The 25,818-nt window shown below is 52.0% G+C and carries 25 protein-coding genes and 1 pseudogene; 8 read left to right on the top strand and 18 right to left on the bottom strand.

The window, feature by feature from the left end; genetic code table 11:
* Nucleotides 1-40: 40 nt before the first annotated feature.
* The gene (locus AC0L73_RS02035; RefSeq protein WP_227952337.1) at nt 41-1,255 is read right to left on the bottom strand and encodes an NADP-dependent isocitrate dehydrogenase; all 1,215 of its coding nucleotides are present in this window, start codon (nt 1,253-1,255) and stop codon (nt 41-43) included.
* A gap of 103 nt (nt 1,256-1,358) precedes the next feature.
* A complete protein-coding gene (locus AC0L73_RS02030; protein ID WP_227952336.1) occupies nt 1,359-1,943 on the bottom strand; it encodes an LOG family protein in 585 nt (194 codons plus the stop codon).
* A 30-nt stretch (nt 1,944-1,973) separates the two neighbouring features.
* Here AC0L73_RS02030 and AC0L73_RS02025 point away from each other — a divergent pair, with 30 nt between their 5' ends.
* From AC0L73_RS02025 to AC0L73_RS01995, 7 genes and pseudogenes are all read left to right on the top strand, one after another.
* Nucleotides 1,974-2,342, top strand: a complete 369-nt coding sequence (locus AC0L73_RS02025) for a hypothetical protein (protein WP_227952335.1) — start codon at nt 1,974-1,976, stop codon at nt 2,340-2,342.
* 77 nt (nt 2,343-2,419) lie between these two features.
* Nucleotides 2,420-2,887 (top strand): c-type cytochrome, encoded by a 468-nt coding sequence (locus AC0L73_RS02020; RefSeq protein WP_227952334.1) that lies wholly within the window; start codon nt 2,420-2,422, stop codon nt 2,885-2,887.
* 33 nt (nt 2,888-2,920) lie between these two features.
* Nucleotides 2,921-3,820 (top strand): c-type cytochrome, encoded by a 900-nt coding sequence (locus AC0L73_RS02015; RefSeq protein WP_227952333.1) that lies wholly within the window; start codon nt 2,921-2,923, stop codon nt 3,818-3,820.
* A gap of 97 nt (nt 3,821-3,917) precedes the next feature.
* A complete protein-coding gene (locus AC0L73_RS02010) occupies nt 3,918-5,033 on the top strand; it encodes a LysM peptidoglycan-binding domain-containing protein (RefSeq protein WP_227952332.1) in 1,116 nt (371 codons plus the stop codon).
* A gap of 121 nt (nt 5,034-5,154) precedes the next feature.
* A pseudogene (locus AC0L73_RS02005) lies at nt 5,155-6,986 on the top strand (ABCB family ABC transporter ATP-binding protein/permease).
* A gap of 110 nt (nt 6,987-7,096) precedes the next feature.
* Entirely contained in the window at nt 7,097-7,795 is a 699-nt protein-coding gene (locus AC0L73_RS02000; protein ID WP_227952330.1) for a phosphatidylserine decarboxylase, read from the top strand.
* Entirely contained in the window at nt 7,796-8,623 is an 828-nt protein-coding gene (locus tag AC0L73_RS01995; protein ID WP_227952329.1) for a CDP-alcohol phosphatidyltransferase family protein, read from the top strand.
* A 63-nt stretch (nt 8,624-8,686) separates the two neighbouring features.
* On the opposite strand, the gene AC0L73_RS01990 is transcribed toward AC0L73_RS01995, so the two are convergent.
* From AC0L73_RS01990 to AC0L73_RS01915, 16 genes are all read right to left on the bottom strand, one after another.
* Nucleotides 8,687-11,863 (bottom strand): efflux RND transporter permease subunit, encoded by a 3,177-nt coding sequence (locus tag AC0L73_RS01990; RefSeq protein WP_473654737.1) that lies wholly within the window; start codon nt 11,861-11,863, stop codon nt 8,687-8,689.
* The gene (locus AC0L73_RS01985) at nt 11,860-12,987 is read right to left on the bottom strand and encodes an efflux RND transporter periplasmic adaptor subunit (protein ID WP_227952327.1); all 1,128 of its coding nucleotides are present in this window, start codon (nt 12,985-12,987) and stop codon (nt 11,860-11,862) included. Before AC0L73_RS01985 ends, AC0L73_RS01990 begins: the two co-directional genes overlap by 4 nt.
* A gap of 39 nt (nt 12,988-13,026) precedes the next feature.
* On the bottom strand, nt 13,027-13,563 hold the full coding sequence (locus AC0L73_RS01980; RefSeq protein ID WP_227952326.1) for a PadR family transcriptional regulator: 537 nt from the start codon (nt 13,561-13,563) through the stop codon (nt 13,027-13,029).
* A gap of 261 nt (nt 13,564-13,824) precedes the next feature.
* On the bottom strand, nt 13,825-14,319 hold the full coding sequence (locus tag AC0L73_RS01975; protein WP_227952325.1) for a cell wall hydrolase: 495 nt from the start codon (nt 14,317-14,319) through the stop codon (nt 13,825-13,827).
* 77 nt (nt 14,320-14,396) lie between these two features.
* Nucleotides 14,397-14,618: a DUF1289 domain-containing protein gene (locus tag AC0L73_RS01970; protein WP_227952324.1), complete on the bottom strand. Its 222-nt coding sequence runs from the start codon at nt 14,616-14,618 to the stop codon at nt 14,397-14,399.
* A 1-nt stretch (nt 14,619) separates the two neighbouring features.
* On the bottom strand, nt 14,620-15,051 hold the full coding sequence (locus tag AC0L73_RS01965; protein ID WP_227952323.1) for an iron-sulfur cluster assembly scaffold protein: 432 nt from the start codon (nt 15,049-15,051) through the stop codon (nt 14,620-14,622).
* A 9-nt stretch (nt 15,052-15,060) separates the two neighbouring features.
* Nucleotides 15,061-16,686 carry an NTP transferase domain-containing protein gene (locus AC0L73_RS01960; RefSeq protein ID WP_473654736.1) on the bottom strand — a complete coding sequence of 542 codons (1,626 nt, stop codon included), beginning with the start codon at nt 16,684-16,686 and terminating at the stop codon, nt 15,061-15,063.
* The gene (locus tag AC0L73_RS01955; protein WP_473654735.1) at nt 16,683-17,372 is read right to left on the bottom strand and encodes an XdhC family protein; all 690 of its coding nucleotides are present in this window, start codon (nt 17,370-17,372) and stop codon (nt 16,683-16,685) included. Before AC0L73_RS01955 ends, AC0L73_RS01960 begins: the two co-directional genes overlap by 4 nt.
* A gap of 9 nt (nt 17,373-17,381) precedes the next feature.
* Nucleotides 17,382-17,720, bottom strand: coding sequence for an XdhC family protein (locus AC0L73_RS01950; protein WP_227952320.1), 339 nt, complete (start codon nt 17,718-17,720; stop codon nt 17,382-17,384).
* Nucleotides 17,717-18,937, bottom strand: coding sequence for a vWA domain-containing protein (locus AC0L73_RS01945; protein WP_227952319.1), 1,221 nt, complete (start codon nt 18,935-18,937; stop codon nt 17,717-17,719). The genes AC0L73_RS01950 and AC0L73_RS01945 overlap by 4 nt, the downstream gene beginning before the upstream one ends.
* Nucleotides 18,934-19,851: an AAA family ATPase gene (locus tag AC0L73_RS01940; RefSeq protein WP_227952318.1), complete on the bottom strand. Its 918-nt coding sequence runs from the start codon at nt 19,849-19,851 to the stop codon at nt 18,934-18,936. Before AC0L73_RS01940 ends, AC0L73_RS01945 begins: the two co-directional genes overlap by 4 nt.
* Before the next feature lie 134 nt (nt 19,852-19,985).
* A complete protein-coding gene (locus AC0L73_RS01935; protein ID WP_227952317.1) occupies nt 19,986-20,774 on the bottom strand; it encodes an FAD binding domain-containing protein in 789 nt (262 codons plus the stop codon).
* 14 nt (nt 20,775-20,788) lie between these two features.
* Nucleotides 20,789-23,140, bottom strand: coding sequence for a xanthine dehydrogenase family protein molybdopterin-binding subunit (locus AC0L73_RS01930; RefSeq protein WP_227952316.1), 2,352 nt, complete (start codon nt 23,138-23,140; stop codon nt 20,789-20,791).
* 3 nt (nt 23,141-23,143) lie between these two features.
* Nucleotides 23,144-23,611 carry a (2Fe-2S)-binding protein gene (locus AC0L73_RS01925; protein ID WP_473654734.1) on the bottom strand — a complete coding sequence of 156 codons (468 nt, stop codon included), beginning with the start codon at nt 23,609-23,611 and terminating at the stop codon, nt 23,144-23,146.
* A 143-nt stretch (nt 23,612-23,754) separates the two neighbouring features.
* Nucleotides 23,755-24,411: an SRPBCC family protein gene (locus AC0L73_RS01920; RefSeq protein WP_473654733.1), complete on the bottom strand. Its 657-nt coding sequence runs from the start codon at nt 24,409-24,411 to the stop codon at nt 23,755-23,757.
* Between the two features lie 82 nt (nt 24,412-24,493).
* Nucleotides 24,494-24,988, bottom strand: a complete 495-nt coding sequence (locus tag AC0L73_RS01915; RefSeq protein WP_227952313.1) for a PAS domain-containing protein — start codon at nt 24,986-24,988, stop codon at nt 24,494-24,496.
* A 216-nt stretch (nt 24,989-25,204) separates the two neighbouring features.
* Here AC0L73_RS01915 and AC0L73_RS01910 point away from each other — a divergent pair, with 216 nt between their 5' ends.
* On the top strand, nt 25,205-25,816 hold the full coding sequence (locus AC0L73_RS01910) for a Panacea domain-containing protein (protein ID WP_473654732.1): 612 nt from the start codon (nt 25,205-25,207) through the stop codon (nt 25,814-25,816).
* The last annotated feature ends 2 nt before the right edge of the window (nt 25,817-25,818 follow it).

Raw genomic sequence — 25,818 nt, 5'->3', positions numbered from 1 at the left:
GATCGGCTTTTTCTTTGCGTATTAGAGCTCTGATCTTGGATCAGGCCATTTTCTTTTGCAGATTTGCATCCAGCGCGTCCAGGAACTGGTTGGTGGTGAGCCAAGGCTGATCGGGACCGACCAGAAGTGCGAGATCCTTCGTCATTTCGCCGCCTTCAACGGTAGCGACGCAAACCTGTTCAAGGGACTCGGCAAATTTCCTCAACTCTTCATTCCCATCGAGCTTGGCACGATGCATCAGGCCGCGTGTCCAGGCGAAAATGGAGGCAATCGGGTTGGTCGAGGTTTCCTCGCCCCGCTGATGCATCCGGTAATGGCGGGTCACGGTACCATGAGCAGCTTCGGCTTCTACTGTGTCGCCATCGGGCGTCATCAGGACAGAGGTCATCAGCCCGAGAGAGCCAAATCCTTGTGCGACTGTATCGGACTGTACGTCACCGTCGTAGTTCTTACAGGCCCAGACATATTTACCAGACCATTTCATCGCACAGGCGACCATATCGTCGATCAGGCGATGTTCGTAGGTCAGGCCCTTCTCATCAAATTTGGCCTTGAACTCACTGTTGAAGACTTCTTCGAACAGATCCTTGAAGCGCCCGTCATAGGCTTTCAAGATTGTGTTCTTGGTGGAGAGATAAACCGGCCAGCCGCGATTAAGGCCGTAGTTCATGCAGGCACGTGCGAAACCGCGAATGGAGTCATCCAGATTATACATGCTCATGGCGACGCCGCCTGACGGGAAGTCAAAAACTTCAAATTCCTGTGTTTCGCTACCATCGGCTGGCTCAAACTTCATGGTGAGCTTGCCAGGGCCTTTTACGACCATGTCCGTTGCGCGGTACTGATCACCAAAAGCATGACGGCCGATGACAATTGGATCGGTCCAGCCTGGAACCAAGCGGGGAACATTTGTACAAATGATAGGCTCGCGGAAAACGGTGCCGCCCAGAATATTACGGATCGTGCCGTTAGGGGAACGATACATGCGTTTCAGGCCAAATTCCTCAACCCGCTCTTCATCCGGGGTGATAGTGGCGCATTTTACGCCTACGCCATATTTGATGATGGCATTCGCCGCGTCTACAGTGATCTGGTCATCGGTTTCATCCCGAGCTTCGATCCCTAGATCGTAATACTTCAGATCGATATCCAAATAGGGAAGAATGAGCTTATTCTTGATGAACTCCCAGATAATCCGGGTCATTTCGTCGCCGTCCAGTTCAACGACTGGATTTTTGACTTGAATTTTTGGCATATCGACGTCCTTCTTAGCCTATGGGTTAGTTGTTCTGCGGCTGCAAAATATCACTGCCGACGATCTGTGCAAGCTGATCCGACAAAAAAACAGCGAATTCCCTTTAAAATTTCGAGATATCGGCCTTTATTTCCGCATCCGGCGCTTTCGCAAGGGCCGGAATGATGTCCTTGAGCTCTTCAACAACCGTGAAATAGCCCAGGGCCTCTTTCTCTACGAATCCTGCCTTTATCATATGATCCATCAGATCGAGGAGCGGCCGCCAGTAATTCTTGTAATTGACAAGGATGATTGGCTTGTCATGCAGCCCCAATTGACGCCAGGTGACCATTTCAAATGTTTCATCCAATGTCCCGAGGCCACCCGGAAGGACGACAAAAGCATCCGATGTCTGATACATCATTTCCTTGCGGGCATGCATGCTGTCGACGATATGGAGTTCCGTCAATTTCTCGTGACTGACTTCAATATCATGTAGATGGCCGGGAATAATCCCGGTAACCTGTCCACCAGAGTCAATCGTGGAATCGGCAATGACGCCCATCAGGCCAACATGCCCGCCACCATAAACAAGCCTGATCCCGTTTTCGGCAAGGTCTTTTCCAAGGGATTTGGCGGCATCAATATGAGATGGATCCTTGGGTATCCGGGAACCACAATATACACAAAGTGAAGAGATTTCAGTCATGCTACAAACTATACCGGAAAAAGGTGGGATATGAGAAGTATCATTACCTTAACTATTTGCGGCTTCCTGCTTCTGTCGTCAAGCTCTCTTTTGGCGGGGGAGGCGGATGTCATTGACGTCAAGGTCGTGAAGGTCGATGCAGACGTTTACCGCTTCAGTGTTACCGTTCGTCATGAGGATCAGGGATGGGATCACTATGCGGATCGTTGGGATATTCTGGACATGGACGGCAACAATCTCGGCAGTCGGGTTTTAATGCATCCTCATGAGGACGAGCAACCCTTTACCAGATCCAAAACCTTGTCATTGCCGATGAATGTGAAAAAGGTACGTATTCGTGCCCATGACAAGGTTCATGGCACCGGCGGTGCGGAAATGGTTGTCATTATCCCGCAATGAAATTAGTGTTTTGCATCTATTCAAAGTGTAAGGCATGTCGAATTGATCTTATATTTAACTAGCTTGGGAGTTAGAAAATGAAAAAGATGCTCATGAAACCAGTTATGGCGATATTGATTGGTGGCGCCTTGTTTGGCGGTATGGCGAATGCACATTCGGAATCCACCGGTAATAAGGAAGCCGATTTCAGAATTGCGGAAATGAAGAAACTCGGCATGAATATGGGAGCCATCGCAAAGGTCGCGAAAGGGGAGGTGGCCTATAGCGATTCCCTGAATGACAATGCCGAGGAGATCGCGGGGATCGCGGCGAATATGCCCAAGTTTTTCCCCGAAGGATCCGGTGTTGAGGCCTCACGCGCGAAACCGGAAATCTGGACGCAACCTGACGAATTTCAAAAGGATATCGAAGATTTTCAGGCTGCCGCTACGCAATTGGTTGTGGCCGTAAAATCGGGCGATCAGGCAATGATTGGCGCGGCACTAAAGGAAACGGGTGGCACATGCGGCGGCTGTCACAAGCAATTCCGTAAACCAAAGCAGTAAGAGTAACGATACTTTCGGGGTGTGAAACTGCAGATGCAGAGAAGATTCCAGTCCAAGCTCCGACGGACCGCCATGCAATTTGGGGCGGCCTATCTATTGGCGTCGGTTTGTATCAGTGTGTCGCAGGCGGATGAGATAGCAGATAAAGGCGCTTATCTCACCGCGGCTGGCGGCTGCTATGGGTGCCATACGGATATCAAGAACAAGGGTGAGCCATTCGCGGGAGGGCGTGCGCTTGATACACCTTTTGGCACTTTCTATTCGCCGAATATAACGGCGGACAAGGATAATGGCATTGGTGGCTGGTCGAATGAAGAATTTCTGAAGGCAGTAAAACACGGTATTTCGCCTGCGGGACAGTATTTTTTTCCGGCTTTTCCCTATACCAGCTATACTAAAATGACAGATGGTGATGCGCTTGCCATTAAAGCCCATCTGATGTCTTTGACGCCAGTTGCAAAAGAAAACCGGCCGCATGAAGTATCCGCACCATTCTCATGGCGTTGGTTGCAGTGGGGGTGGCGGCTCCTCTTTTTTAAAGATGGTGCTTATACTCCTCCCGCGAATGCCAGCAAGGCCGTTGCCCGAGGCGGCTATCTGGTGGAGGCATTGACCCATTGCGGAGAATGTCATACGCCGCGCAATTTTCTGGGTGGAACGGAGAGTGATTTTTATCTCGCCGGGACAGTGAATGGCGGGGAGGGAGAGAAAGTTCCAAACATCACGCCGGATGGTGAAACGGGGATTGGAGACTGGTCAGAAGGGGATATCGTCAGCTTCATGAAGGACGGGATGAAACCCGACTTCGACAATGTACAAGGCAGCATGGAAGAAGTGATCAACCATAGCACATCCAAGCTGACGGAGGATGACCTCGCTGCGATTGCTGTTTACTTAAAAAGTATCCCTCCGATTAACAATAAAATCCAGTAGCTCACGACCCTCAATCTTTCAAATTTTACTAAAGATTGCGCGAATTGCCATGGGGGTTCATAATAGCGACATATATAGTTAACCGAGTGAGGCTCTGGTGCGCGTATTTGGTATCTTGGCGATTTTATTGCTTTTAGTGGCTGGTCTGTTTCTCTTTTATCGCAGTGACATGTTTTTCGGCTCTGAACCGCAGGGTCCCGTTGAAACAACTGACCTATCGAATGCGGAGACTGCCCCCGCCAAGGCCAATGGAGGGGATGGTGCCAAAGAAGCAGAACAGGCAGCTGTCTCTCAGGCCAAAGTCATTGAGAAAAATCTCGACGATACAACAGATGATGAAGGTAAACGCGTGGCGCTTGCCCGCCCGAGCTTCGATATTATTCGTATTGATCAAAATTGCGACCTTGTGGCCGCCGGTCGGGCGGAACCCAAAGCTTTGGTTACAATCTATATAGGCTCGGATAAGACCGGTGAGGCAACGGCGTCTTCGAATGGGGAGTGGGTGTTCACGTCAAGCAAACCTCTTCCGTCGGGATCGCAAACAGTTAATTTGAGCGCACTCGGGATCGATGGCAACGAGCTTGAGTCAGGCAGCCTCGTCATCATGAATGTGCCTGATTGCACAATCCCCGTGGATGATCGGGTTCCTGCGATCGCCATGCTGGTTCCGAAAGATGATGTGAGCGGCGCGGCAACAGGTTCCACGACGAAGCTCTTGCAGGTACCTGCAGCGAAAGGGGATGTCTCTGCGGCGAAGGATTTATCGCTTGGATCTGTGAACTATGACGATAAGGGAACGCTCTCTCTTTCGGGGCGTGGGCAACCGGGCAATCGTATCACGGTATATATGAATAACAAGCCGGTCGGGACGGCCGTAGTTGATAGCGATGGTAACTGGTCACTGGTCCCGGACGAGTCCATTCCGGCAGGTAATCACACGCTTCGGATTGATCAGCATGGGACGGACGGGAAAATTATCTCGCGGATCGAGTTGCCGTTTCAGAAAACACCGGCTAGCGATGTTGTTCTTGCTCAGGCTAGTGGCGGTCTCAGCGCCATTGTCCAGCCCGGTAACAGCCTCTGGCGCATTGCCCGGCGCGTTTATGGTGAGGGGATGGAATATACCGTGATCTATCAGGCTAATCAGAACCAGATCCGCGATCCTGATCTCATCTACCCGGGACAGATTTTCGCTCTTCCTAAGCAAGAATGACGAAATTCCCCTAGTTCAGATGTAGTGACCATCACAAAAAGGGTGGTCACAGGGATTTTGTCGGCTCTAATTGCCGGGCTTTACGCTATGTTTAAGTAACTTGGGTCAATGCGGATACATCATGAGCAATCAGACGTTCGACAGCCACAGCCAATCCAGCTCACGTAGCCATTTCTCAACGCTGCGCTCGCTCGGTGAGTATCTCTGGGTTGGCGGTCGGAATGATCTGAAAATCCGTGTTGTGATTGCGGTTGTTCTGCTTGTAATGGCTGAGGTCGCTTCCGTTTATACACCCTATATCTTGAAGTATATCGTTGATGATATGACGGGGGATGTGAATCCAGTCATTGTCATGCCGGCGGGCTTGATTGTTGCGTTCGGGGTGGCGCGTGTCTTGACGCAAGCCTTTGCTGAGCTGCGGGATGCGGTGTTCGCAAAAGTGGGGCAAAACGCCATCCGGCAGGTTGCGCTGAATACTTTTCAGCATCTGCATCGCCTCTCGTTGCGGTTTCATCTGGATCGGCAAACGGGTGGACTTAGTCGGGTAATAGAGCGAGGCACCAAGGGAATTGATTTCCTGCTGCGCTTTATGCTGTTCAACATTGCGCCGACCTTACTCAAAATCCTGTTTATCTGCGGAATTTTGCTGGTCCAGTATGGCTGGCTGATGTCCGTTATTACGTTGGTTACTTTGGTCAGCTATATCTTTTTCACCCTGACAGTAACCGAATGGCGACTAAAATACCGCCGGACGATGAATGAAAAGGATAGTGAGGCGAATACCAAGGCCATTGATAGCCTGCTGAATTTCGAGACGGTCAAGTATTTTGGCAATGAAGGGCATGAGGCCCGCCGGTTCGACAAGGCCCTTGCGTCCTATGAAACGGCCGCCGTTAAAAGCAATACGACACTTGCGTATCTGAATATCGGGCAGGGGTTCATTATCAGTGCCGGGTTGATCGCCGTCCTGATCCTGTCAGCACGGGGGTTGTGGCCGGTGAGTATACGGTCGGTGATTTCGTAGCTATCCATGCCTTTATGATGCTCCTTGTGCAGCCGCTCAATTTCCTTGGCTTCGTTTATCGCGAGATCAAGCAAAGCCTTGTCGATATGGAGAAGATGTTTGAGCTCCTGACCGTATCCCGTGAAATTGCGGATATCCCGGCAGCGAAGCCTCTTGCAGAAGGCGGCGGGGATGTTGAGTTTCACCATGTTGATTTCGGCTATGAGGACAATCGGCAGATATTGCACGATGTTTCTTTCAGGGTGCCGTCCGGCAAGACAACGGCCATTGTCGGACCATCTGGCGCCGGGAAGTCGACGATATCGCGCATTCTGTTCCGGTTCTATGATGTTGATAAGGGCTATGTGACAATTGACGGGCAGAAGATTAATGAAGTGACGCAAGATTCCTTGCGCGCGGCTATCGGTATTGTACCGCAGGACACTGTCCTCTTTAACGATACGATTCGCTACAACATTGCGTATGGACGCCCCGGCGCGACCGATGCGGAGATCGAGGAGGCGGCCCGTCTTGCCAGCATTGATAAGCTCATTGAAAAATTACCCGATGGTTATAATACTATGGTGGGCGAGCGGGGCTTGAAGCTCTCCGGTGGGGAGAAACAACGTGTCGCGATCGCACGGGCCATCCTGAAACAGCCGCGCATACTTCTGTTTGATGAAGCGACTTCCGCGCTTGATTCCCATACGGAGAAAGAAATACAAGCGAGCTTGGCAGAAGTTTCTAAAAACCGTACAACGCTGGTGATTGCCCATCGACTCTCCACGGTGGTGGAGGCGGATGAGATTATTGTTCTTGAAAATGGTATTATTCAAGAGCGCGGGCGCCATAAAGACCTCCTCGCGAAGGAAGGGAAATATGCCGCCATGTGGAAACGGCAGCAGGAAGCCGCGACCTATCAGGAGAAACTTGAGCAGGTACTGGATTAAACGATACAATCTATCTGCTGTTTCGGAATATCATCTTTTTGTTCTTTTTGACGAACACATGCGGTATGACCTAGTTTGAGTAACGGGTCGTATGCCGAAGGGAAGTAAACATGGACACGCTAAAATCAGTACTGGTTCCGATCAATCAGGAAGGCCACCGGTTTATCGCCATCTTTGCCGCGATAACTGTCGCTCTTTTTCTGTTTACCTGGCCGTTGCTCGGCTGGATCGGTGTGATCCTGACGCTTTGGTGCGTCTACTTCTTCCGTGATCCAGACCGTCATGTTCCAACCAGAGAGGGCTTGATTGTCAGTCCTGCTGATGGGGTCGTTCAGATGATCGAACGGGCCGTTCCGCCGGAGGAACTCGGCATGGGGTCAGATGCACGCCTTCGCATTAGTGTTTTTCTGAATGTTTTTAATGTGCACGTCAATCGCATCCCACTCGGCGGCACGATCATCCGTCAGGTCTATCGCCCCGGCAAGTTTCTGAACGCAGCCCTCGACAAAGCGTCGGAGGAGAATGAACGTCATGCGGTACATTTGCGTGATAATGATGGCAATGACATCGTGTTTGTGCAGATTGCCGGCCTCGTGGCGCGGCGGATCGTTTGCTATCTCACCGATAATCAGGAAGTTCGGACCGGTGAGCGATTTGGTCTTATCCGCTTCGGAAGCCGTACGGATATCTATCTTCCTGATGGGGTAGAGCCGCTTGTCGGTGTCGGTCAGTCAATGGTCGGCGGAGAGACGGTTATCGCAGATTTGAAGGCAAAGAACGAGGCGCCCATGGCGTTGGAGGTTCGCTAAATGCCCATCCGTCAGCGTCGCCGCCTGCGGTTTATGCCGCTCAACTCCCTGATCCCGAATATGCTCACCATGTTGGCGCTTTGTGCCGGACTCACGTCTGTGCGCTTCTCATTGGATGAGAAATGGGAAATGGCGGTCATCGCGATTTTGGCGGCGGGAGTACTGGACGGGCTTGATGGCCGGATGGCACGGCTATTGAAAAGCTCGTCAAGATTTGGCGCGGAACTTGATTCTTTGTCTGATTTTGTCAGTTTCGGTGTTGCCCCTGGTCTTGTTCTGTTTCTCTGGACGCTTGAGAGTGGTCTTGGCGGGGTTGGCTGGATTATTGCACTCATTTTCACGGTGTCCTGTGCGTTGCGTCTTGCGCGGTTCAATTCCATGCTGGATGAGGAGCAACCTGCGTGGGCCAGCCGTTATTTCACTGGAATTGCGGCGCCAGCAGGAGCCTCTATCTCGCTTCTGTTCATGGTGATGCATTTCTATACAGAGAGCGATTTCTTCCGTTCTGCCATCCTGAATGCGGGATGGATACTATTCATGGCTTTCATGATGGCGAGCCGGATTCCGACGTTTTCCATCAAGCGTGTTCGCATCGCCCGTCGCTTTATTATGCCGGTTCTGTTGCTGGTTGGCGGTCTGGCGGCGGTGCTTGCAAGCTATCCGTGGCAGCTGCTTTCCCTTATTGCGATTGTTTATATGGCGACCATCCCCTTTTCCATCCTCAGCCATCGCCGACTGCAGGAACAGGAAAACCGTAAAAACACGGATGGGGAAATCTCCGACGCCATTGACGATGACGACGAAGAGGAAAAAGAAGAAAAGGCCTGAGAATTCTCAAGCCTTTTCGGTTTCACCTATAGAAATATTGCCGGGGAAGGGACCGATGACGTCCTATTCCGCAGGTTCCGGATGAGCATTCTTTAGGGCCTTTTTCGCAGCCTTATTCTCACGATGCCGTTCCAGAAAGCTACTGACATTTGCCCCCAGCATCAACAATGACGGTGTCATGATCAGGGTGAGGAGCGTCGCAAAGGTAAGGCCGAAGGCCACCGCCGTCGAAAGCTGTACCCACCATTGCGAAGATGGCGCACCCGTCACGACCTCGCGTGAGACAAAATCGATGTTGATCTGCAAGGTCATGGGCAGCAGGCCGAAAATTGTCGTGACGGTCGTCAGCATCACGGGGCGCAGGCGCTGGGCACCGGTTCTCAGAACCGCTTCCATCGCTTCCATGCCCTGCTTGCGTAAGTACGCATAGGTATCGATCAAAACGATATTATTGTTCACCACGATCCCGGCAAGCGCGATAACCCCGACGCCCGTCATGACAATGCCGAACGGCTGACCGGTTATGATCAGGCCGACAAAGACGCCAATGGTTGACATAATGACTGCAGTCAGGATCAGGAAGGCATGATAGAAGCTGTTAAACTGGGTCACCAGAATAATCGCCATGATAAAGAGGGCGACGGCAAATGCCTTGCCGAGGAACTCCCCGGCCTTTTTCTGCTCTTCATCCTGTCCCTTGAACACATAGGAGACTTCTGGGTTGATATTTGCCTCATTTTGTATCCAGGCCTGAATTTCCTGTACCTTGTCATCGACCAGCACACCGGCGGCGACATTGGCTTTGACAGTCATAATCCGTCGTGAATCAGAACGGCTGATCGTTCCGACTTTCTGACGGGCTTCACGTGTTACAAAATTCGAGATCGGCACCATGCCGTTAGTTGTCATCACCCGCAGATTATCAAGCTGGTCAATGCTGCGTTTGTCATCGGGAAAACGCAGACGGATATCAATCTCGTCATCTGCATCGTTCGGGCGGTATTCATCGGCCTTGATACCATTGGTGACGAGCTGGATTGTCTTGCCTACAGTCTGGATGTCCGCGCCAAAACGGCCGGCCTGAGACCGATCGACAGTGACCTGCCATTCAATACCCGGAATGGGTCGGCTGTCCTCCAAGTCGATCAGATCGTTGACATTGGTTTCAAGATGATGGCGGATTTTCTCAATCTCAATTGGGAGGAGATCAGGATTGCGCGACGAAAGCTGTATCTGCACATGCTTACCGGTCGGTGGTCCATTATCGGGCTTTCGGGCCTCGACAACGATCCCCGTAAGATGGGCCGTGCGTTCGCGAATGTCGGTAAATATCTCTTCCACCGGGCGGCGTTCCTGCCAGTCCTTGAATTCGATCTGTATGATTCCAATTACGTCTTCAGAAACATTTTGGCCGCCGCCGGTAGTGCCCGAGCGGGTATAAAGGCCTTCGAAATCGTCAAGCTTCAGAATCTCTTGCTCGACTTGCCCGACGAGCAGATCCTTTTCATCCGTTGACATATTACCGCGGGCATGGACATAGACCAAGGCCATTTCCGGCTCGACTTCGGGGAAAAATTCAACACCATTACCATGGGTCGCGTAATATATCTGAACTCCGACAAGGGTTACCAAACCAAGAACGACAATCTTTGCCGGATGTTTGATGCAAACAGCAAGGAAGCGCACATAGCGTCCCGTAAGCCCGCCAAGGCTAAGAATATCACCGCTTTCCGCCGCCGCCAGCGCTGCAAGGCTCTTGGAATTGGTCGAACCTGCCCTCCCAAACACTGACCCCAGTGTTGGCACGAAGATAAGTGCCATCAGCAAAGAGCCGGTCAGTGTTGTGATCAGGGTGAGGGGGAGGTACTTCATAAACTCCCCGACCACGCCCGGCCAGAACATCAGCGGCATGAACACGGCAAGTGTCGTTGCGGTCGAGGCGATGATTGGCCAGGCCATGCGCTTGGCCGCGAGGGCATAGGCTTGCCTCCGGTGCACGCCCTCTGCCATTTTCCGGTCGGCAAATTCCGTCACAACGATAGCGCCATCTACCAGCATGCCAACGGCGAGGATGAGACCAAACAGAACAACGATATTGATGGTCAGTCCAATGAGATACATATACAGGATGCCGATCAGGAAAGAGCCGGGGATCGATAGTCCGACGAGGCCTGCCGTGCGGACACCCAGGGCACTGATCACCACGATCATAACCAGAATGATGGCACTGATGATGTTATTTTGCAGATCCAGCAGCATATTCCGGATATCTTCGGATCGGTCCTGCGAAAAGGTCACGACCACATTTTCCGGCCAGTAGCTTTGCTCTTCGGCGACGGCTAGTTTGACGGCTTCGATTGTCTCAATAATATTTTCGCCGACGCGCTTTTTGATTTCCAGCGCCACAGCAGGGCGTCCGTTCAGACGGGCGTAGCTGTCGGCATCCTTGAAGGTGCGCCGGACTTCCGTCACATCACGAAGCGTCACCACGCCTTCATTGTTAACCTTGACGGGGATGTCCAGCACATCCGAGGCATTCTTGTAAAGCCCAGGCACCTTGATCGCGAAACGGCCTTTGCCCGTATCCATGGAGCCGGCGGCAATCAGCTTGTTATTCGAGACAACAGCATTGGCAAGCTCTGCATTGGAAATCTTGTAGCTTTCTAGCTTCACCGGATCGATGATCACTTCCAGCACTTCCTCGCGATCACCGCCAATGTCGGCTTCCAGCACGCCCGGTAAGCCCTCCACCCGATCCTCAAGCTCTTTCGCGAGCTTGATCAGGGTCCGAAGCGGGACATCGCCCGACAGCGTCACCACAATTACCGGGAAGAGCGCAAAATTAACCTCATTGACTGTCGGATCATCGGTTTCCTGGGGAAGTTCGGTTTTTGCGAGATCAACTTTTTCGCGCACATCCTGAAGTGCCTTGTCTACATCGAAACCGGCATCGAATTCGAGCGTGACAGAGGCGTGCCCCTCAGATGCGCTCGCGGTCATCTCCTTGACACCTTCGATAGAGCGGAGTTCTAACTCCATTGGCCGGATCAGCAATCTCTCCCCATCTTCTGGGGAGATGCCTTCATGGGTCATGGACACATAGATGATCGGGATATTGATATCCGGGTCGGATTCCTTCGCGATATCAATATAGGCATACGCCCCGGCGACCAGTATCAGAAGGAGAGCCGATATAACCGTCCGTGAACGATTTATGGCAGCGTCAATAATGGCGTTCATTGGGAAGCCTCGGCAACGAAGAGGTCAGGTCTCACTTTGTCGCCCGCCCGGACAAAATCCTGTCCGACGACGATCAACCGAACGGTTTCGGGAAGCCCTTGCACCCAAATGCCATCTGGTGTGTCTGCGAGAATTTTAACCGGATTGAATTTGACAACATCATCCTCGCCCACAGTTCTGAGGCCCAGGACGCCAGAATCGTTTAGCGTCAGATATGCGGGGGAGATGAAATGCGCCATCACTGAATTTGTCTTGAAGACAATTTCCGCGGTTACACCGCTCCGGAGTTTATACCCCTTATTCGGGACTTCCAATTCTACACGAAATGTGCGGGTTTCAGGTTCCGCAACCCGTCCGATGAATTTGACCTTGCCGTTCACGGTTTCGCCGGTGACAAGTTTCGCCGACCCTTTGCCACCGACTTCAATATTACCGACCTGCAACTCGGAAATTTGTCCCGTGATCAATAAAGGGTCGCTTTCCACGATGGTGGCAATCCCATTCCCATCCTTGACGTAATCGCCAACCTCGGCTTCTCTCGCTTCGATATAACCGTCAAACGGGGCTGTGATCACCAGATCATTAAGACGAATTTTCATCGCGGTTACTTGCGCGCTGGCGCTATCAAGCTGCGCCTTTGCACTGGCAAATGTGGTGTCGGAACTGAAGCCTTTTTTGTTTAACTTCTTGGCTGCGTTAAATTCGATTTCCCTTTGCCGAACCAGAGCTTCGGCTTCCTGAAGACGCGCCTTGTTATCCTTGACATCAAAGCTGACGATGCGATCTCCGGACTTCACGCGGTCACCTTCTTCAACATATATTTTATTTATACGGCCCGAAATTTCCGCCTTGAGCTCAACGACACGGTTGGCTTCTGTTCTGCCGTGGACGATGATTTCCTGCTCTTTAGGCTGTGCGGTGGAGATGGCATAACGCACCCCCATGATTTTGGGCTGGTTCTTATGCGTTTCGGCAGTGTCGGCGGAAGTTCCGTCTGCCTTGGTCGCCGCGACGGCATCGCCGTTCGCTGTCTCACTGTCGCCGCCAGTGTCTATCTGTCCAGACGCAATCCAGGCCGTCACGCCAACGGCGATTATTATTGCGATGATGATTGAGCGGTTCACAGTGATACCTCTTGTTTATAGAGTATGGTTTTAGTTGTATTATTCTGCAGCGCGGTTCCCCATGAGCGCGTCCGCTTCCAGCAAGTGTCTATTATCTTGCAGGTAATCAATTTCTGCCTGATACATTTTCATGCCGAAATTACATAGAAATTTTTCCCGATCCGTTTGCTTGGTTTCACATTCGTCGGTCATGGTTGCAATTTTCTGAAGACGGTCTTCTATCCGGCCATCGATGAGGTCTGAAATTGTGGCTGCCGGCAGAAGATGGGAAAACATCAGGGTTGCCAAAAATTCAGACCGAAATCGATCAGACGCCGGTTTTTTCATGATCGCGTCGAAAAACTGATATCGACCGTTTGCGGTGATGGAATAGATTTTTTTATCGGGTCGCTTTTCCTGGCTGAGTTCGCGGCAAGAGACAAGGCCTTCCTCTGTCAGCTTATTGAGAGCAGGGTAAATAGAACCGTAGCTGGCGTGGAATATCAGATCCAGCCGATCTTCAAAGGTCTTCTTTATTTCATAGCCGGTCGCATCCCCCATAGTGAGAATGCCAAGACATAAAGTGCGAATATCCATAAATTCCACTTACTTACATAAAATGTCGAGAAACGCGCCCACGTTCCAAGTCGGGATCTAGATGCCCATATTCCGAACGAATATATATCAAATCGATATAATTACAAATTCAATATAGATTAATTTTTGATTCCAGCATGTGATGAAGATCACGAATTAAATAAATCGTTTTGCGGGTGTGGCGATAATGGGGGAAACACGCGACAAAAAAAGCGGCCATTGGCCGCTTTTGCAATTTATCCAGTAATCAAGTTTCGCTAATTACATTTGCCGATAGAAGATATGATTACCGATGTTGGCCGTTATCACCAAGCTTTTCGACCAAGTCGGGGAGACATAATTCGCGTGATAGAAGGTTGCCTCGCCGGAGAGGTCGCGCATATTTCCGCTTCTCACAAGGTTGGCCACCATTAATGCCCTCTGCCAGGACACCTGATCCGTTGCGGTATCGGATTTACCGTCGCAGGCAAAGGAGAACTGACAGGCGTTGCGGCGCGTGCTGCCTTCAAATACCACTTTGCAATAAGATGTACCCTTTTCCGCCACGCGGTTATGGACAACCTGTGCGACCGCGACCTGCCCGCTGAAGGGTTCGCCGCGCGCCTCAAAATAAACAGCTTGTGCAAGACATTTGGTATCGGGATCATTGTCAGTTGACGCAACTATTGTTGTTGCCGCTGGCATGAATGTTGCCATGACAAGAAACAATAGTGACAGAAAGGAAACTGTCAAAATGCTAAGTGTTTTCAAATACATTTGCGCCCCCATTACTTGAAAGCAAGCTCATATTGAGATCAACGATGCTTTCATTAAGCGGGGGGAAGTGGGCGAAATTAAGGCGATTTGTCCGAAAGACGGGAATCCCGTCGGCGCTGACGTATCTCTTTCAGGACATCCATTCTCTCTTCATTGGTCATCAATACCCAGCCACCGATCTCATTTCGTGTCCGAAAACAGCCTCGACAATAAAGATTTTGGGTGTCCATGCTGCATATACCGGTACAGGGAGAGGGAAGGTCGGGAATGTTTTTTATTCTTGGGTTTTTACGACGCATCTCATGCTTTCTTTAACGCTGTCTCCAACGCCCGGATCAGAGTATCAAAGGGAAGGAGGGCGCAATTATGACGGCTCTTGTGGTTGGCGACAACATTGAAAAATTCGAGTTCTTTCCATTCCGATGTATCGGGAATGACGCCGCCCTGCAACATGGAATGCAGACTTTTGCGTGTTTTTAGAATGTCTTCAAGTGTTTTACCAACAGCATGTTCACCGATCATAGACGCCGACGCCTGACAGAGCATGCAGGATCGATTCTGATGCTTCAGCTCGGCAATTTCTTTTTCACCCAGCCGGATCTGCATAGTGATCCGGTCGCCGCAGGTCGGATTATCCTTCGTTTCTTCCGCATCCGGATTGTCAAGTATGCCATCGCCCGTGGCGTTGGCGGCAAGCCGCAACAAGCTCTTGTGATAAAGTTCGTCAATCACGTTATTTACTCATTTTTGTTGGAGGGCGACCAGCGCGTCCGGCGTATCGATATCGGTGAAGATACTGTCCTTATCGGCCTCGACGTTGAAGACGTGTGATTCATTCTCCGCAATCAATGACTTGGCGCCGATATCTCCCGTAACGGTGAGGATTTCATTCTTAAATTGGCTACCGATGAGAACCGGGTTGCCCCGTTTGCCCTGAAAAGTGGGAACAACTATTGAACGGCCTTCCTCTATATCAAAGGCATCGATCAGGGAATCAAAGAGATCCGCATCCACCAGCGGCATATCGCCAAGGCAAATAAGAATCCCGTCATATTTATCGGCAAGGGCGCGAAAGCCGGTTTTTAGGCTGCTACTCAGGCCGTCAGCATAGTCCGGATTGTAAAAAGAGGAGATATTGAGACCGTTGAATAATCTCTCGATCTTCTTCCGGTCGTGACCGGTTACACCGAAGACACCCGCCGCTTTTGATTTGAGCGCAATTTCCGCCGTATGGCGGAGCATGGCTTTTCCATTAATTTCAGCGAGAAGCTTGTTTTTACTCCCCATTCGTCGGGATTGACCCGCAGCGAGGATCAGGACGGCAACTGATTTTCCTTTTGTCGCTCCGGCCTTTCGTTCCTGATTGCGTGGCTGCGGCCGGCTCGGGATTTCCTTCAGTAATCCGCCTGCACCCATATCCATGATATCCGATGCCGTTACCGGAATATCGGCCAGAATGCGGTCGAGGACGAAGTCAAATCCATTCAGCTTGGGGGAGCGGGTGCAGCCCGGCAAGCCGATCACAAGCTTTTCGCGTAAATGCCCGAGAAGAAGGAGATTTCCTGGATCTACCGGCATGCCAAAATGGTCGATTTCGCCGCCTGCTTGCGTGATGGCTGCGGGGATGACATCCTTGCGGTCCGTGATTGCCGATGCGCCAAAGATTAGGATAAGATCGCATCCGCCTTTATCTAACGCCGTGATCGCCTCCGCAAGTGCATCTTCATGATGGTCGCAATGGCGGCTTGAATCAATTTGATTGTCGCAGCGCGCCAGACGATCGGCCATGATCCGCTCCGACTTCTCGATTACCTTTTTCTTTGTGTTCGGTAATATCGTTGAAATGACACCGATCTTTTTCTTCACAAAAGAATGAACGGAAACAATTGATTGGGTGCTTTTCTTTATATCTTCTAGAACTTTCTCCACTTTTTCCTTCGGGGTGGCGAAAGGGATGATTTTGACCGTTGCCAGCATCTGCCCGGCATCCACCAACTCATAGTTTTTTACTGTGGCGATGGTGATCGTTTCATCGATATGGTTGAGCGTCTTTATCCGTTCTTCATCAATCACCGCGACCCCTCGCGCTTCCGCGATGAGATTAGCGCGGCCAGTGAAAGGCGGCTTTACAGTCACATTATGCCCCGTAAGGGGGGCCGCGATCTTTGCGGCAGCCTCATCTTCCGGCATATCCGTATCTTCAAGACGTGCGCCAAGAATGGTATCTATGCCATTGTTTTTGATGGATTCTACATCGGATTTTGAAAGCACATGCCCCTTCCTGAGCAGCTTGCCTGGTGCAGTTTCTACCGCATGGGCAAGGACGATACCTTCCGCCTCCTCGACAGCTATGCGGCCAAAGATCACGTTATTTCCTTCTGACGGAGAACCGCCGTGATTTCCGCCATGATGGAGATGGCAATTTCCGCCGGGCTTTTTGCGCCGATATCGAGGCCGATGGGCCCATGAATACGCGCGAAATCTTCTTCTGTGAAGCCCACCTTCAGAAGCCTTTGTTGCCGTTTCGTATGGGTTCGTCCGCTCCCCAAAGCGCCAACATAGAAAGCATCCGATTTCAGAGCATGTTGCAATGCCGGATCATCCAGCTTTGCATCATGGGTTAGCGTGACAATGGCCGTGCGTCGATCTGGATTCAACTCCTCCAGCGCTTCGTCGGGCCAACGGTTATCGAGGGTGACATTGGGAAATCGAAAGCTAGAACCGAAACTCCGGCGCGGGTCGATAACAGTAACCTCATAATCCGCTCCCGCCGCCATGGGGACGAGGGCCTGCGCGATATGCACAGCCCCAACGATGAAAAGCCGCAGTGGCGGGTTGAAGATATTCAGAAAAACGGGTCCGTCTTCGCTCTCGAATGTGGCGGGTTTATCGTATCGAAGGGCATTTCTCGCTGCTTCCGCCAGATCGGAATTATCTTCACTTTCAAATGGGTAGAGAAGTTTTTGGTTTCCGGATGTTAAGTTTGTCGCAAGGACAACCTGACGCTTTTCGACGCGCGCCTGTTGCAGTTCTTCCAGTAAAGCCGTTTTCATGTCGCTGCCTCAGTCAAGCTTTTCAACAAAGACATTGATTTTTCCACCACAGGCAAGACCGACTTCCCAAGCCTCGTCATTGCTGACACCGAATTCCAGTGTTTTGGGCTCACCGCTCTTGATGATCTCCAGCGCTTCCTGAATGACAGCTCCCTCGACACAGCCGCCACTTACGGAACCGACCATCTGACCCGTTTCATCGATTGCGAGTTGGCTGCCCGCTGGGCGCGGAGCAGATCCCCAGGTGTTGATCACGGTCGCGAGGGCGACGCTCCGGCCATCCTTTTTCCAGTTGAGCGCCTGGCTCAGGATATCGTCATCGGACAGAGTTGATGCAGTTTCGGTCATGCGGCAAAACTCCTCTTATCGGGTTGCGCGCCCATGGGGTTGGATAGAATGTCAGCAAGGTCTTTCAGGCTGTTGAGATTATGGATCGTCCGGAATTGATCGACATGGGGCAGGATCGCCTTGACGCCTTTCGAGCGTGGCTCGAACCCCTGATACCGGAGCAACGGGTTCAGCCAGATTAACTGTCGGCAGGACTTATGTAGCCGTTCCATTTCAACCCCTAATCCTTCTCCTGCATCGCGGTCGAGCCCATCGGAGATAAACAGGACCACCGCCCCTTGTCCGAGGACACGGCGAGACCAGAATTTATTAAATTCCTTCACCGTTGCGCCAATACGTGTACCACCGGACCAGTCTTCTACCTTTTCACTGACCGCATCCAGAGCGGCGTCAACATCGCGATAACGCATATATCTTGTTATATTGGTGAGCCGGGTGCCAAATACAAATGTGTGAACGCGATCTCGGTCATTTGTGATCGCATGCATAAAGTGTAGCAGCATGCGGCTATATTGTGTCATAGAGCCAGAAATGTCACAGATTATTATAAGCGGTGGATGCCGGGTCACGCGGGACTTGAAGCGGAGCGGTATGCTGGCCCCACCGCTTCGCAGGCTGGCGCGCAGTGTGCGGCGCATATCAACAACGCCGCCATGGAAATCCGCGCGCTGCCGTCGGGTTTTTACCTCCATAATCGGCAGGCGCATCCTGGCCATGGCCTTTTTCGCTTCCTCCATTTCCTCCGCACTCATGCTCTCAAAATCCTTCGACTGCAGAAGTTCGCTTTCCGAGGCAGTGAGCGTTGCGTTTATCTCGATCTCTTCCTGTTCGTTTTCTTGCTCAGTATCCGGGGCGGGTGAGGGCGCGAGTGCTTCGGACAGACGCCTGCTCAATTCCGGTTGATCGTCCCGCTTGGTGCTATCGAGAAACGTCGTCGGCAGCATCATGTCCATCATCTTTTTCAGGAGTTCCGGGTTACGCCAGAACACATGGAACGCCTGATCGAAAATATCCCATTGGTCGCGGCGATTGACGAAGACCGAATGCAAGGTCCAGTAAAAATCATCCCTGCGGCGAATACCGGCGACTTCGACAGCGCGGATCGCTTCGATCACGCGGCCCGGACCGACAGGCAGCCCAGCCCGGCGTAGCGTTCGCGCGAAATGCATGATGTTTTCCGCGAAAGTGCCACCGGTATGTACCGCCGGTTCACTCATACGGCGTCCATTTCGGAGTTAATCTTCTGGATGATGTCCGCTGCCTCACTCCCCTGTATTTTCACGATATCATCCTGATATTTAAGGAGAACACCGAGCGTGTCATTGATGACATCGGGGTCGAGGGAGATGATGTCGAGCTCTTTCAGCGCGTTGGTCCAGTCCAGCGTCTCCGCCACGCCCGGTAGCTTGAACAGATTGGGATCTTTACGCAATTCCTGTATGAACAGAACAATCTGTTTTGAAAGCCGCTCATCCGCGCCGGGAATTTTTCGAGCAATGATCTCTTTTTCACGTTCCGCATTTGGATAGTCGACCCAGTGATAGAGGCAGCGGCGCTTTAGCGCATCATGAATTTCCCGCGTCCGGTTGGAGGTAATGATGACAATTGGCGGCTCTTTCGCCCTGATAGTGCCAAACTCCGGGATGGTGACCTGAAAATCTGAGAGTACTTCAAGCAAGAATGCCTCGAACGGCTCATCAGTGCGATCGAGCTCGTCGATCAGTAGAACGGGGGCGCCGCCGACGTTGCTTTCCAGTGCTTTCAGCAGCGGACGCTTGATCAGGAACTTTTCCGAAAAGATATCGCTGCTGAGGCGGTCCCGGTCGGCCGTCTCGGTTGCCTCAGCCAGCCGGATTTCAATCATCTGGCGGGCATAGTCCCATTCGTAGACGGCGGAGCTGACATCCAAGCCCTCATAGCATTGCAGGCGGATTAGGGGACGATCCAACTGTTCCGCCAAAACCTTGGCGATTTCCGTCTTGCCGACCCCTGCTTCCCCTTCCAGAAAGAGCGGACGGCCCATTTTCAGGGACAGAAAAAGGACTGTGGCCAGACTACGATCCGCCACATAATTGGCGTCTTGCAAGAGGTCCTGTACGGCGTCGATGGATTGCGGCTGGACGTTTGTCATGCTTGTCGGATTTCCCTTGGTTGCTTAAATCTGGTTGCGCCGGAATTTTGGTCCCGAAATGGGGAAATAGTTACTAAAGATGAAAGGGGAAGCCAAAACTTCCCCTTTTTAATTGTCCGGGTTGACGGCTCAGACTATGAGGCGGCCTGAACCGCGCGCGCCGCCATGACGGAGATCAGGTTCGCCCGGTAGTCAGCGGAAGCATGAATATCAGCACTGAGGCCAGAGGCTTCTGTCTTGATACCGGATACCGCATCGGCGGAAAAATTGCTCGATAGGGCAGCTTCCATATCCGTCTGGCGGAAGACGCAAGGTCCCGCACCAGTCACTGCAACACGCACGCCCTGAGCTGTCTGTGCGACGAACACACCGGTCAAAGCAAAACGCGACGCCGGGTTTGGAAACTTCGCATATCCTGCCTTTTCCGGAACGGGGAAAGTGACCTTGGTGACAAGCTCATCTTCCTCCAATGCCGTCTCGAACAGATCAACGAAGAAATCTTCCGCCGAGATGCTCCGTTTGTTGGTATGCACTGTTGCACCAAGACCAACCAGCGCCGCCGGATAATCCGCCGCCGGGTCATTGTTGGAAATGGACCCGCCGATTGTCCCCCGGTTGCGCACTTGTGCATCGCCAATATGGCTTGCAAGATACGCTAGCGCCGGGATGGCGGATTTAACATCTGCAGAATTGGCAACATCCACATGGCGGGTCATCGCGCCAATGGAAACCTCGGACTCGCTGACGCTGATACCTTTAAGTTCCGCAATGCCGCTGAGATCAATCAGTTTGTCCGCTTGTGCCAGCCTGAGCTTGAGGGTCGGCAGCAAGGTCTGGCCACCGGCCAGAAACTTGTCATCCTCACGTATGGCGGAAACTGCCTCATTTACCCCCGAAGGGCGTTCATAATCGAATGAATACATGGGTTGGTCCCTTCTTAATTGCTGTTGATGGCGCGCCAGATCTTTTCTGGCGTCGCCGGCATATCGATATCCTTACCCAACGCATTGACGATGGCGTTCATGAGGGCCGCAGGGGCCGCAATCGCGCCCGCCTCGCCGCACCCTTTCACGCCCAGCGGATTGCTGGGGCAGGGGGTGTTTGTTGTCGTAATACGAAAGTTTGGCAGATCGTCAGCCCGTGGCATGCAGTAATCCATGTAGGATCCGGTGATCAGCTGTCCGCTTTCGTCGTCATAAACCACGCCTTCGAGAAGAGCTTGGCCGATGCCTTGTGCGACGCCGCCATGCACCTGACCTTCTACGATCATCGGGTTGATGATATTGCCGAAATCATCCACGGCGGCCCAGTCAACGATATCGACAACACCTGTTGTCGGATCAATCTCGACTTCCGCAATATGAGTTCCCGCTGGAAAGGTGAAGTTAAGCGGATCATAGAACGCATTTTCTGCCATGCCCGGTTCCAGATCAGCCGGATAGTTATGCGGGACATAGGCAGCAAAGGCAATTTCGCCCATGGTCATCTGCTTATCCGTTCCGGCGACCGAGAAGACGCCATGCTCATGTTCGATATCCTCAACCGAGGCTTCCATGAGATGGGCGGCGATCTTCTTTGACTTCTCGACGATCTTATCGACCGCTTTCACGATGGCTGATCCGCCAACGGCGAGGGAACGGGAGCCATAGGTACCCATTCCGAAGGGAACCTTGCTGGTATCCCCATGCACGACTTCAACGCTTTCGATCGGAACGCCGAGTTTGTCAGCGATGATCTGTGCGAAGGTAGTTTCATGCCCCTGACCATGGCTGTGACTGCCGGTAAAGACTGTAACGCTGCCTGTCGGGTTGAAGCGAACCTCAGCTGATTCCCAGAGACCCACGCCGGCCCCGAGCGAGCCGACGGCCGCAGATGGGGCGATGCCGCAGGCCTCAATATAGGCTGCTGTACCAATACCACGGATTTTGCCATTGGCCTCTGATTGGGCCTTGCGTGCGGCAAAGCCGTTATAGTCGATCATCTCCTTCGCCATATTCATGGCAAGCGGATAATCGCCCGAGTCATAAGTCATGATAACCGGTGTCTCATACGGATAGGCATCCGGCTGGATAAAGTTTTTAAGCCGGAATTCCGTTGGATCCATACCCAGATCCCGTGCTGCTGTGTCCATCATACGTTCGACAACATAAGTTGCCTCCGGACGGCCCGCCCCACGATAGGCGTCAACCGCCGTCGTATTGGTAAAGCCGGCCTTGACCTCGACATAGATACTCGGGATTTTATACTGCCCACTTAACAGCGTGCCATAGAGGTAGGTTGGTACAGCCGAGGCAAAGGTTGAGAGGTAGGCACCCATATTTGCCTGGGTCGAAACCCGAAACGCCAATATCTTGCCGTCGTTATCCATGGCAAGCTCCGCATGGGAGACATGATCACGACCATGGGCGTCGGTCAGGAAGGCTTCCGAGCGATCCGCCGTCCACTTTACCGGGCGATTAATCTTCCGCGCGGCCCAGATGGTTGTCGTTTCCTCGGCATAGACGAAAATCTTGCTACCGAAGCCACCACCGACATCCGGAGCAATAACCCGGAGCTTGTTTTCTGGAGCTATGCCCAAGAAAGCCGACATAATCAACCGCGCGACATGCGGGTTCTGGCTGGTGGTATGAAGCGTCAGCTCCTCGCTGCCCGCATCATATTCACCAAGAGCCGCACGCGGCTCCATCGGGTTGGGAGAGAGCCGGTTGTTAATCAGATCAATCTTTGAGATATGCGCCGCATTGGCAAAGGCCGCATCCACGGCCGCCTTGTCGCCAAGTTCCCAGTCATAACAAAGATTTCCTGGCGCTTCTTCATGTATTTGTGGAGCACCAGGGGCGAGTGCCTTGGAAATATTGGTGACGGGCGTTAAAACCTCATAATCCACCTCAATCAACTCCGCGGCGTCTTTTGCCTGCTGCAGGGTCTCGGCGATGACAAACGCCACTTGATCACCCACATGCCGGACGGCATCGACTGCCATGCTGTTATGAGGCGGTGCATTATGGGGAGAGCCGTCCTTGCTGGTGATACCCCAGCCGCAGATCAGGCCACCAATCCCATCGGCGACCATATCGGCGCCGGTGAAGATATCGACAACGCCCGGAGCTGCTTTCGCGGCGGCGAGATCGATATTATTGATTTTGGCAAAGGCATGTGGGGAGCGCAGAAAATAGCCGTAAGTCTGCCCCACCCTGTTGATATCATCCAGATAGTGGCCGTTACCGGTAATAAATCGTTGGTCTTCTTTACGCCTGACAGAGGCGCCAATTCCATTTTCGACAGTCATTGATCACCCTCCCATATTCTCCGATGCGGATTTGACGGATTTGACAATATTATGATAGCCCGTGCACCGGCAGATATTGCCTTCAAGCTCGGTTCTGATTGTCTTCTCAGATGGGTTCGGGTTGCGCTTTACAAGATCAACCGCACTCATGATCATGCCCGGCGTGCAGAATCCGCATTGCAGGCCATGGTTTTCCTTGAAGGCGGCCTGCATCGGATGCAACTCGCCATTTTGCGCCAGACCTTCGATGGTGGTGACCTCCGCGCCGTCAGCCTGAACTGCCAACATTGTGCAGGATTTAACGCTATCTCCGTCGACATGAACGGTACAGGCTCCGCATTGGCTGGTATCACAGCCGACATGGGTTCCGGTCAGTCGGAGATTTTCACGGATAAATTGAACGAGTAGGGTGTTGGGCGCAACTTCGGCGCTGACCTGTTTCCCGTTCACCGTCATACTAACGGTTGTCATATGATCTTCCTCCCTTGATTTAGCGTTTTATTTTGAGTTCGTAGCGATGTGTCAGACTGTTATTCAGACCTTTTGTTTTATTCGGTTATGAGTTTCCAACTGATCTAGCGCGACGTCAAGCGCTGTAAAGTCATTTCAAAAATTTAAATCAATCGCCTGCAAGATAGAACAAAATAACAGCCGCGATTATACCGAGTGGAATAAGAATCGAGGGGCGCATCCAGTCGGGGGAGGCAGCTTTCTCCGCGTCGGGCAGGGGGGGGCGCCACCTTTTCCTGAGTCGCGCTGACGTCCGGTACGGCGGGTTCGCTTGCACTCATTTCTTCGGCGGCCAACGGTTCTTCTGCATGTTCTTCCCGGCCTGAGCTGACAAGTTCATTGAAGTTTGCAAAGAACTCCGATGCCAGCTTTTTCGCGGTGCCATCAATCAGGCGGGAGCCGATCTGCGCCATTTTCCCACCGACAGAGGCATTAACGTCATAAGATAGCAGTGTGCCGTTATCGCTTTCTTTCAGGGAAATATCCGCACCGCCCTTGCCAAACCCGGCGGCGCCGCCTTTGCCTTCACCGGTAATCGTATACCCATTCGGCGCATCGATATTGCTCAATGTCACATGGCCGTTGAATTTAGCGGAAACAGGGCCGACCTTGACTTTAACCGTTGCAGAAAATTCCGTGTCACTGACCTTTTCAACGGTCTGGCATCCGGGGATAGACTGGCGCAGGATTTCCGGATCGTTTAGCGCGTCCCAAACTTCTGCCCGTGAAGCGTTGATCAGTTCCTCACCGCTCATTTGCATGATAACTCTCCCGACGTTGGCTTGGTTTGTTTTTCCTAGCCTACTCCATGACGAACGGGAAGGGCAAGCCTGTTATCGGGAGTCATAATTTGAATGTCGGTCGGTCAATCAGGTGCTGTTTGATATCGGAAAAATTTATGCCGACCAGTAACTTGTCCGTTTTATCGCCATTTGTTGTAAGCGGGAGAACAACGCGTTCATAGTTCAGCCTTCGGCCGAGGGGAGAACAAGTCGTGCTGGCCATGTATGTCGGTCGCTGATGGGCAACCGAGTAATCATACTGAGCTATAATTTTTTGGCGGTCTTCGTTGTTCAAGACATTCTCAAGATACTCTCCAGTTATCGATTTTTGATAGACAGGGTTGACCGAAGATCCGGCGAGGCGGACAAAATACCTGGGCCTGCCTACACCAACATCGAGAAGGACTATATGCCGGAGGCACTGTGGAATATCGACCGGATTAAATTGTTGGCGTCTTGGTACTGTCGGAGCAGGGTCAAGCTGCTGCCAGTATCTCACCAGATCAATGAGGGCTTGATGGTTGATCTCCGTTAGAGATGTCGTGAATTCCGTCATCAATACTTAATCCGGTTGTCGAAAATGGCTGCGCAGAGATAAGGTAAGGTCGGTGATTTTTCAACATATTTATTCGTCTAATGGTAGCATTTGGGGCTGCTCGGACTTAATTACATTTTAATGTGGCATTATGACAACGAAGTCGCTCTTTCATTAAGCAGGGATTAACCATTCATCCGTAGTTTGTATTTGATAAAACTATGTGAGATCAATGATATGCGCCCTGCGACCCGCTCAACTTTTGACATTCTCTGCTGGCTGAAAAATCAAAGCTGGACGTCCGACAAGGCGTCCGAGGCTCCTTTTCAGTTAAAGCTCCTCTATCTGGCGCAGGCGTTGTATGCCGCTTCGAATAAACAAAGAAAACTGATGCCCGCGACATTTCTTGCGACAGCTGCGGGGCCGATCGAACCGGATATATTTCTGGCACTGGAAAATAATTTGACCATCGGCAATCCGTTACCACCGAGTGCGGAAGTAGGGGCATATCTTTCCTCATTTTATGCGGACTTTAAAGACATGGGGCAGACGGATATTGATTTTATCCTGTCCAAAGATACGGCAATCCGGTCGGCAATGGCGCGTGGGCGGAATTCTGAGATTTCTGTTTCTGACATGGCGATTGCCTATAAAAAAGGACTACCATTGTTGGGCATTGGGAAAGACGCAGGCCAACCAACCCCCTCGTTTCGGGAGGGGGGCGATCAGAGCTTGAGGCGGCACCGAACGCCAAGCAGGAGGTGCGCTTCACTTGCCGATGGCCGCTCGGTCACCAAATGGATGCCGAAGAAACGGATCATGAGCAAAGAGCGCCCCGTCCTAAACTGAAG

This window comes from Sneathiella sp. D3-11 (genome assembly GCF_055809395.1).
This window is presented reverse-complemented; position numbering and strand designations above follow the sequence as displayed.

What these genes read in the sequence shown, in the direction of transcription:
- AC0L73_RS02035 (WP_227952337.1), bottom strand. Translation starts at nt 1,255, where the DNA reads ATGCCAAAAATTCAAGTCAAAAATCCAGTCGTTGAACTGGACGGCGAC.
- AC0L73_RS02030 (WP_227952336.1), bottom strand. Translation starts at nt 1,943, where the DNA reads ATGACTGAAATCTCTTCACTTTGTGTATATTGTGGTTCCCGGATACCC.
- AC0L73_RS02025 (WP_227952335.1), top strand. Translation starts at nt 1,974, where the DNA reads ATGAGAAGTATCATTACCTTAACTATTTGCGGCTTCCTGCTTCTGTCG.
- AC0L73_RS02020 (WP_227952334.1), top strand. Translation starts at nt 2,420, where the DNA reads ATGAAAAAGATGCTCATGAAACCAGTTATGGCGATATTGATTGGTGGC.
- AC0L73_RS02015 (WP_227952333.1), top strand. Translation starts at nt 2,921, where the DNA reads ATGCAGAGAAGATTCCAGTCCAAGCTCCGACGGACCGCCATGCAATTT.
- AC0L73_RS02000 (WP_227952330.1), top strand. Translation starts at nt 7,097, where the DNA reads ATGGACACGCTAAAATCAGTACTGGTTCCGATCAATCAGGAAGGCCAC.
- AC0L73_RS01995 (WP_227952329.1), top strand. Translation starts at nt 7,796, where the DNA reads ATGCCCATCCGTCAGCGTCGCCGCCTGCGGTTTATGCCGCTCAACTCC.
- AC0L73_RS01990 (WP_473654737.1), bottom strand. Translation starts at nt 11,863, where the DNA reads ATGAACGCCATTATTGACGCTGCCATAAATCGTTCACGGACGGTTATA.
- AC0L73_RS01980 (WP_227952326.1), bottom strand. Translation starts at nt 13,563, where the DNA reads ATGGATATTCGCACTTTATGTCTTGGCATTCTCACTATGGGGGATGCG.
- AC0L73_RS01975 (WP_227952325.1), bottom strand. Translation starts at nt 14,319, where the DNA reads ATGTATTTGAAAACACTTAGCATTTTGACAGTTTCCTTTCTGTCACTA.
- AC0L73_RS01970 (WP_227952324.1), bottom strand. Translation starts at nt 14,618, where the DNA reads ATGCGTCGTAAAAACCCAAGAATAAAAAACATTCCCGACCTTCCCTCT.
- AC0L73_RS01955 (WP_473654735.1), bottom strand. Translation starts at nt 17,372, where the DNA reads ATGAAAACGGCTTTACTGGAAGAACTGCAACAGGCGCGCGTCGAAAAG.
- AC0L73_RS01950 (WP_227952320.1), bottom strand. Translation starts at nt 17,720, where the DNA reads ATGACCGAAACTGCATCAACTCTGTCCGATGACGATATCCTGAGCCAG.
- AC0L73_RS01945 (WP_227952319.1), bottom strand. Translation starts at nt 18,937, where the DNA reads ATGAGTGAACCGGCGGTACATACCGGTGGCACTTTCGCGGAAAACATC.
- AC0L73_RS01940 (WP_227952318.1), bottom strand. Translation starts at nt 19,851, where the DNA reads ATGACAAACGTCCAGCCGCAATCCATCGACGCCGTACAGGACCTCTTG.
- AC0L73_RS01935 (WP_227952317.1), bottom strand. Translation starts at nt 20,774, where the DNA reads ATGTATTCATTCGATTATGAACGCCCTTCGGGGGTAAATGAGGCAGTT.
- AC0L73_RS01930 (WP_227952316.1), bottom strand. Translation starts at nt 23,140, where the DNA reads ATGACTGTCGAAAATGGAATTGGCGCCTCTGTCAGGCGTAAAGAAGAC.
- AC0L73_RS01925 (WP_473654734.1), bottom strand. Translation starts at nt 23,611, where the DNA reads ATGACAACCGTTAGTATGACGGTGAACGGGAAACAGGTCAGCGCCGAA.
- AC0L73_RS01920 (WP_473654733.1), bottom strand. Translation starts at nt 24,411, where the DNA reads ATGCAAATGAGCGGTGAGGAACTGATCAACGCTTCACGGGCAGAAGTT.
- AC0L73_RS01915 (WP_227952313.1), bottom strand. Translation starts at nt 24,988, where the DNA reads ATGACGGAATTCACGACATCTCTAACGGAGATCAACCATCAAGCCCTC.
- AC0L73_RS01910 (WP_473654732.1), top strand. Translation starts at nt 25,205, where the DNA reads ATGCGCCCTGCGACCCGCTCAACTTTTGACATTCTCTGCTGGCTGAAA.